Consider the following 6,114-nt stretch of genomic DNA (forward strand, 5'->3'; position numbering starts at 1 on the left):
TCCCGTGTGCAGGCGCGCAACTGGCGGCTCATGGCCTTCGGCTGTTTCGCCACCTCAGTGGCGCTCTCCGGCGCACTGGTCTGGCAATCGATGCAGAGTCGCGTCGTGCCCTATGTCGTCGAGGTGGACAAGTTCGGCGAAGCCCGTGCCGTCGCGCCCGTGGATGCGACCTACCGGCCCGCCGACGCCCAGATCGCCTGGCATCTCGCCCGTTTCATCACCCATGTGCGCGGTATTTCCACCGATCCGGTGCTGGTGCGCCAGAACTGGCTGGCGGCATATGACTTTGCCACCGACCGCGCGGCGTTGTTTTTGAACGAGTACGCCAAGACGAACGATCCTTTCGGTCAGATCGGCACGCGCAGCGTCTCGGTGCAGGCGACCAGCGTGGTGCGGGCCTCCGATACCTCCTTCCAGGTCAAATGGACCGAGCAGGTCTATGAGCGCGGCAGCCTCGCCAAGACCGAGCGCTGGACCGCGATCCTGACCACCATCATCCAGCCGCCGCGTTCCGCCGAGCAATTGCGCAAAAACCCGCTCGGCCTGTTTGTCAGTGCCATCGACTGGTCGCGCGAACTCGACACTGCCAATCCCCAAGAAAAACATAATAAGGAACCCGCAAAATGAAACACTTGGCTTTAATATCCGTATCAGCATTGGCCCTATCGGCCTGTGCCACCAAGCCATTGCCGCCGACAATTTCCTATGACGCCGATGACTTCAAACCGGCGGCCATTGAGAAAGAACCGTTGAAGCCGGTTCGGATCGTCGAGGTGCCGAAAGTGTTGCCGCTGCCCGGCCAGCTCATGCCGGAACCGGGCAAGGTCGAGGAAGATAAGCGACCGCCGACCACGCGCGTCGAGGACGCCAACAAGGCAGCGACGCAGGAGCCGACCAAGCACGGCTATATCAATGCCATCCAGGTCTATCCTTACGCGGAAGGCGCGCTTTACCGTCTCTATGCCGCGCCGGAACGGGTCAGCGACATCGCCCTGCAACCGGGCGAAAAACTCACCTCGGTTTCGGCGGGCGACACGGTGCGCTGGGTGATCGGCGACACGCTGAGCGGCACTGGCGCGGGTCAGCGCACCCATGTGCTGGTCAAACCCTTCGCGCCGGGGCTGACGACCAATCTCGTCATCACCACGGATCGTCGCAGCTATCATCTTCAATTGGACAGCACCGAGAAGACCGCCATGGCGGCGATCTCCTGGACCTATGCGTCCGATCAACTGACCACACTGCGCCGCCAGAACGCGGTGGCCGAGGCGGCGTTGCCCATCGCTTCCAACCTCGCGCTGGAAAACATCCGCTTCCGCTATCGGATATCCGGCGACAATCCGCCCTGGAAGCCGGTGCGCGCCTTCGATGACGACCACAAGGTCTATATCGAGTTCCCGCGTCGTATCGATCAGGGCGAAGCCCCACCGCTGTTTGTGGTGGGCACGGACGGTGGCAGCGAACTCGTCAATTACCGCATGCGCGGCAATTACTACATCGTCGACCGCCTGTTCGCCGCCGCCGAATTGCGGCTGGGCACCAAGCCCCAGCAAGTGGTGCGCATTACGCGGACCGATGGCATGCCCCGGCGGACCAGTCTTTTTGGCGGCACGGGTGAGGCGCGGTGGCCGAAGGCCAGCAATCGATCCAGTGAATCGATTGCAGCAACGAACGCCCGGAGCCATGCGGAGGGCAGGAAATGACAGCGAAACAGGATGAAAAGCTCGATCTCCGTGCCGCGCCGGGACGCAAACTGGTGCGCTTCAAGAAGGGCGTGGTGATCGGCGGCGCAGCCATCGCATCCGCCGGAATTCTGGGTGTCACCATGCTGGCACTGCAAACCCCGTCCTTGCGTCAAGGTCTGCCTACGGGAGAACTTTACAACACCGACAGGAAACCAACGCCCGACGGTCTTGCCGCACTGCCGGGGGATTATTCGGAAGTGAAGCTTGGCCCGCCGTTGCCCGGCGATCTCGGGCGGCCGATCCTTGAACGTCAGCGTCAGTTTGGCATTGCGCCGGGAGGACAGGAGTTATCCGCGGCCGAACAGCGTCTCGCAAGCCAAGCCATTCAGGCCAAGGAATCCGGTGTTTTCTTCCGCATTGAGAACCGGCTGCAGCAGAATGCGCCGTCGGGGCCCGCGCAGCCGATGCAAACCGCGGCGGTTCAGCCCGGTGCAGACCGCCTGACACTCGACCCCGAGCGCGACCAGAACAATCAGCAGCGCAAGCTCGATTTCCTGAACCAGCAGGACACCGGCGGCATCTACAATCCCCATGTCCTGCAAACGCCGGTCTCACCCTTTCAGGTCATGGCAGGCAGCGTGATTGCCGCCAGCCTTATCACCGGGATCAATTCCGACCTTCCGGGCCTCGTCACAGCCCAAGTAACCGAAAATGTCTATGACACCGTGACCGGCTCGGCGTTGCTCATCCCGCAGGGATCGCGACTGATCGGCACCTATGACAGCGTCGTCGCCTTCGGCCAGTCGCGTGCGCTGCTGGTCTGGCAACGGATCATCCTGCCGGATGGCTCATCGATCCAGATCGACAATCTCCCCGCTACCGACGCCGCCGGCTATGCCGGGCTGGAGGATGAAGTCGATTACCACACCTGGCAGCTCTTGAAAGGCATCGCCATGGCAACGCTCCTGGGCGTCGGCACCGAACTCAGTTTCGGCAGCAATGAGAGTGATCTCGTCCGCGCTATCCGCGAGTCGACCCAGCAGAACGCCGCCCAGGCAGGCCAGCGCCTCACCGAAAAGAACCTCAACATCCAGCCTACCATCACCATCCGGCCCGGCTGGCCGCTCAGGATTGTTGTTCAGCGGGACATCGTTCTCCGTTCCTACAAGGGTTGAAAGGATCAATCATGACCAATCTGAAACTCGCAAAACTCCCCGACCGCACGCCGACCAGGATCACCATCACGGTGAGCGCAGATCTCAATCAGGCGCTATGCGATTATCAAAAACTCTACGCCGCCGCCTATGGCGCGTCGGAAAAAATCGCCGATCTGATCCCCTTCATGCTCGAAGCCTTCCTCGACAGTGACCGCGCCTTCGCCAAGGCGCGGAAGGAGGGGTTGCCGGAAGTCGAGAATGATAAATCCGCTCGCCGCTCCCGCTCATCCCGCGTAGGCGATGCAGAACCCACATCGCCCATAGCTCAATCTGCATCATCGCGACCACAGGAGGGTTGATGCCGAGTTGTGCAGAACAGGGGGAGAGAAGGTTTGTTGACAATTTCGCTGTGAAAGGTGTATATATTGCCCATTCAATAGCAATTTCGCAAACAGAAATGTCAACACGCACGCACAGGACGACATCCTTCCTCTCGGCCCATCCGGTGTTTACCCGGGCGGAGTTTGCCGCTGCGTTCGAGCGCCCGGCAGGCTCTGCGAGTATCACCAGCTTGCTCAAGCATCACCTGAAGGCCGGCAACATCAAACGGCTGAGCCGCGAGGTTTTCGCGGCCGTTCCGGCGCATCTGTCAGCGGCGCATCTGATGGTGGACCGTTTCGCCGCCGCCAGCAAGCTGCGCGCCGATGGCGTGTTGGGCTTTCACTCTGCGCTGGAACTGCATGGCGTCGCCTATTCCGAATTCAACGAAGTTCAATTGATAAGCCGGGGGCGCACTGAACTGGCCGATTTGCCCTTCGGCCTCTGCCGCCTCATAGGGCCGCCGAAGGCGCTGCTGGATACCGACCATGCGGACTATCTCACCGTTATCATGGATCGTCTGGGCATGCCCATCAAAGTAACAGCCATCGAGCGAACAATGGTTGATGTGCTGCATCGGCCGGACATAGCGGGCGGTGTCGAAGAGGTGCTGCAATCGCTCGACATGGTGCGCTACCTTGACCCTGAAAAACTCGTCGATTATGTCGAACTGCTTGGCTTCCGCTCGCTCGCCGCGCTCACTGGTTGGTGGCTGGAGCGGCGGCAGGATGCGCTGGGTGTAGCTGACAGCGTCCTTGACCGCCTGCGTGCGCTTCTCCCGCGTTCGAAGCATTATGCGCTCGGTGCAGAGCCCGGTAACGCGGTGCTAGTCGAGCCTTGGCGTATTCTCCTGCCACCACAGGCGGTTGAAACCGGCTTTGAGGGTGTGTGAATGGAAGTATCGGCCCAAAGCCTTGCTCGAATTGCTGCCGAACGGCAGTTTCAGCCCGCGACGCTGGAACGTGTGATCCGCCTGCTCGACATCCTCGACGCCATTGCCGCAGACAGTCTGATTGCCCCGCGTGTTGCTCTCAAGGGTGGCACGGCGCTCAATGTGTTTCACGCCGCGCTTGACCGGTTGTCGGTCGATATCGACCTCAATTATGTCGGCGCCGTCGACAAGGCGAGCATGGACGAGGATCGACCGGGCCTCGAAGATCGCATTCTGCGCCTGATGGAATCGAAAGGCTATTCGCCCCGGCGCGAACCGGCTGAACATGCGGGCGGCAAATGGATCTTCCGCTACGCCTCAGTGCTGGGCGGCGCCGGTTCCATCGAGATCGACATTAACTATCTTTTCCGCACACCGCTTTTCGGTGTGCGGCCGATGCCGTCTGCGGCGCTTGGCGACACCCAAGCGATGGCAGTGCCGGTGCTCGATATCCATGAGATCGTCGCCGGTAAGCTGGTCGCCCTGATCGCACGGCGCACGGCGCGCGATCTGTTTGACGCCCACCGCATCATCGCCATGCCCGACCTGGACTGGTCGAAAGTCAAGCTCGGCACCCTGATGATCGGCGCGTCCGCACGCAGCTTCGACTGGCGAACCGCATCCGTGGACATGATCGGTTGCGACGGGAAGGACCTTGCCGCCAAGCTGATCACCTGCCTGCCTGGAGCATATTTTGATCCCTATGGTGGGCAGAAGGGTTGGATCGACACGGTGACGGCGGAATGCCGCCAGGGTCTTGAACCGCTTTTCCAATTCGGCGAAGGCGAAATGGCGTTCCTGACCGGCGTGCTTGAAGAAGGCATTATCGACACCGCGCGGTTGGACGCGCCAGAGGATGTGCAGGCGGCCATTGAGGCCTGTCCGGCGCTTCGCTGGAAGGCGCAGAATGTCAAAGCCTGGAAAACCGGTGGCGCATCACCAGCCAAACGCAGCAGGCGTCGGCGTCCCGCGCCCGACAACTGATCGGGAAATTCCCGCATAGGTAAACTTTTCCTTGCGACTCCCGATCTTTGCCGTATTTTCTCATGATGGAATCATGGGGAATCGCATGAATTCGGATGTGATGACACTACCGGAGGTGGCCGAATATCTCCGCCTGACGGAAAAGACAACTTACCGGCTGGCGGCGGATGGCACGCTTCCCGGTTTCAAAATCGGCGGTTCCTGGCGTTTCCGGAAAGCCGACATTGACGCTTGGATAGAGGCAAAGAAGGCGGAAACCAAGAAGGCGGGCGTTAAAGCCGTAAAGGCTAGAGATTGAAATACAATGTCAGCCCGTTCCGGGTGACCGATAATGAGGGAGTTCAGGGGTGTCGGGAGCAACAGCCAAGGTTCAGAGCTTAAGCTCTTTCGTTTGGTCCATCGCAGAAATCCTTCGCGGTGACTTCAAGCAATCCGAATATGGCAAGGTGGTCTTGCCCTTCGTCGTGCTTCGCCGTCTTGATTGTTTGCTGGAGGGCTCCAAACAGGCTGTTCTCGATGCTGAAAAAACGCTCCCTGAAAGCGCAGATGACGCGACCCGCGATATGATTTTGTTCGGCGCGGTCGGGCGCAATGTGAAGGTCTACAATACATCCAGCTTCACCTTCGACAGCTTGAAGGGCCAGGACCCCGGCCAGCTCCACCAGAACTTGATCGACTACATCACGAAATTCTCGCCGAATGTCCGCGACATCTTCCTCGACAAATTTCGCTTCACCGATCAGCTCAAGCGGCTGAAAGACGGCGGCATCCTTTGGAACGTGTTCGAGCGATTTTGCGAGATCGACCTGCACCCGGACACGGTCAGCAATCTCGAAATGGGGTATTTGTTCGAGGAACTGATCCGCCGCTTCTCGGAAATATCGAACGAGACCGCCGGGGAGCATTTCACCCCGCGCGAGGTCATCCGCCTGATCGTCGATCTGCTGATCGCCAATGACGACGCCAAGCTCACCGGACG

Annotated in this window: 8 protein-coding genes; all 8 read left to right on the plus strand. The window is 60.2% G+C overall.

The window, feature by feature from the left end:
- Window positions 1-627 (plus strand): conjugal transfer protein TrbF (gene trbF, locus VMR39_RS28510; protein ID WP_325421592.1); only part of this gene is annotated, 627 nt, incomplete at its 5' end.
- The gene (trbG, locus tag VMR39_RS28515) at window positions 624-1,703 is read left to right on the plus strand and encodes a P-type conjugative transfer protein TrbG (protein ID WP_414712612.1); all 1,080 of its coding nucleotides are present in this window, start codon (window positions 624-626) and stop codon (window positions 1,701-1,703) included. The genes trbF and trbG, both read left to right, overlap by 4 nt.
- Window positions 1,700-2,860, plus strand: a complete 1,161-nt coding sequence (locus tag VMR39_RS28520; RefSeq protein WP_325421596.1) for a TrbI/VirB10 family protein — start codon at window positions 1,700-1,702, stop codon at window positions 2,858-2,860. Before trbG ends, VMR39_RS28520 begins: the two co-directional genes overlap by 4 nt.
- Before the next feature lie 11 nt (window positions 2,861-2,871).
- Window positions 2,872-3,201: a DUF2274 domain-containing protein gene (locus VMR39_RS28525; protein ID WP_325421598.1), complete on the plus strand. Its 330-nt coding sequence runs from the start codon at window positions 2,872-2,874 to the stop codon at window positions 3,199-3,201.
- On the plus strand, window positions 3,201-4,112 hold the full coding sequence (locus VMR39_RS28530) for a hypothetical protein (protein ID WP_325421600.1): 912 nt from the start codon (window positions 3,201-3,203) through the stop codon (window positions 4,110-4,112). The genes VMR39_RS28525 and VMR39_RS28530 overlap by 1 nt, the downstream gene beginning before the upstream one ends.
- Entirely contained in the window at window positions 4,113-5,135 is a 1,023-nt protein-coding gene (locus tag VMR39_RS28535; RefSeq protein WP_325421601.1) for a nucleotidyl transferase AbiEii/AbiGii toxin family protein, read from the plus strand.
- An 85-nt stretch (window positions 5,136-5,220) separates the two neighbouring features.
- Window positions 5,221-5,433, plus strand: a complete 213-nt coding sequence (locus tag VMR39_RS28540) for a helix-turn-helix domain-containing protein (protein ID WP_325421603.1) — start codon at window positions 5,221-5,223, stop codon at window positions 5,431-5,433.
- A gap of 49 nt (window positions 5,434-5,482) precedes the next feature.
- Window positions 5,483-6,114, plus strand: a 632-nt coding sequence (locus VMR39_RS28545) for a type I restriction-modification system subunit M N-terminal domain-containing protein (protein ID WP_325421605.1), incomplete at its 3' end; no start/stop codon positions are given.

This window comes from Sphingobium sp. (genome assembly GCF_035511395.1).
Taxonomy (GTDB): domain Bacteria; phylum Pseudomonadota; class Alphaproteobacteria; order Sphingomonadales; family Sphingomonadaceae; genus Sphingobium.

What these genes read in the sequence shown, in the direction of transcription:
- trbG (WP_414712612.1), top strand. Translation starts at nt 624, where the DNA reads ATGAAACACTTGGCTTTAATATCCGTATCAGCATTGGCCCTATCGGCC.
- VMR39_RS28520 (WP_325421596.1), top strand. Translation starts at nt 1,700, where the DNA reads ATGACAGCGAAACAGGATGAAAAGCTCGATCTCCGTGCCGCGCCGGGA.
- VMR39_RS28525 (WP_325421598.1), top strand. Translation starts at nt 2,872, where the DNA reads ATGACCAATCTGAAACTCGCAAAACTCCCCGACCGCACGCCGACCAGG.
- VMR39_RS28530 (WP_325421600.1), top strand. Translation starts at nt 3,201, where the DNA reads ATGCCGAGTTGTGCAGAACAGGGGGAGAGAAGGTTTGTTGACAATTTC.
- VMR39_RS28535 (WP_325421601.1), top strand. Translation starts at nt 4,113, where the DNA reads ATGGAAGTATCGGCCCAAAGCCTTGCTCGAATTGCTGCCGAACGGCAG.
- VMR39_RS28540 (WP_325421603.1), top strand. Translation starts at nt 5,221, where the DNA reads ATGAATTCGGATGTGATGACACTACCGGAGGTGGCCGAATATCTCCGC.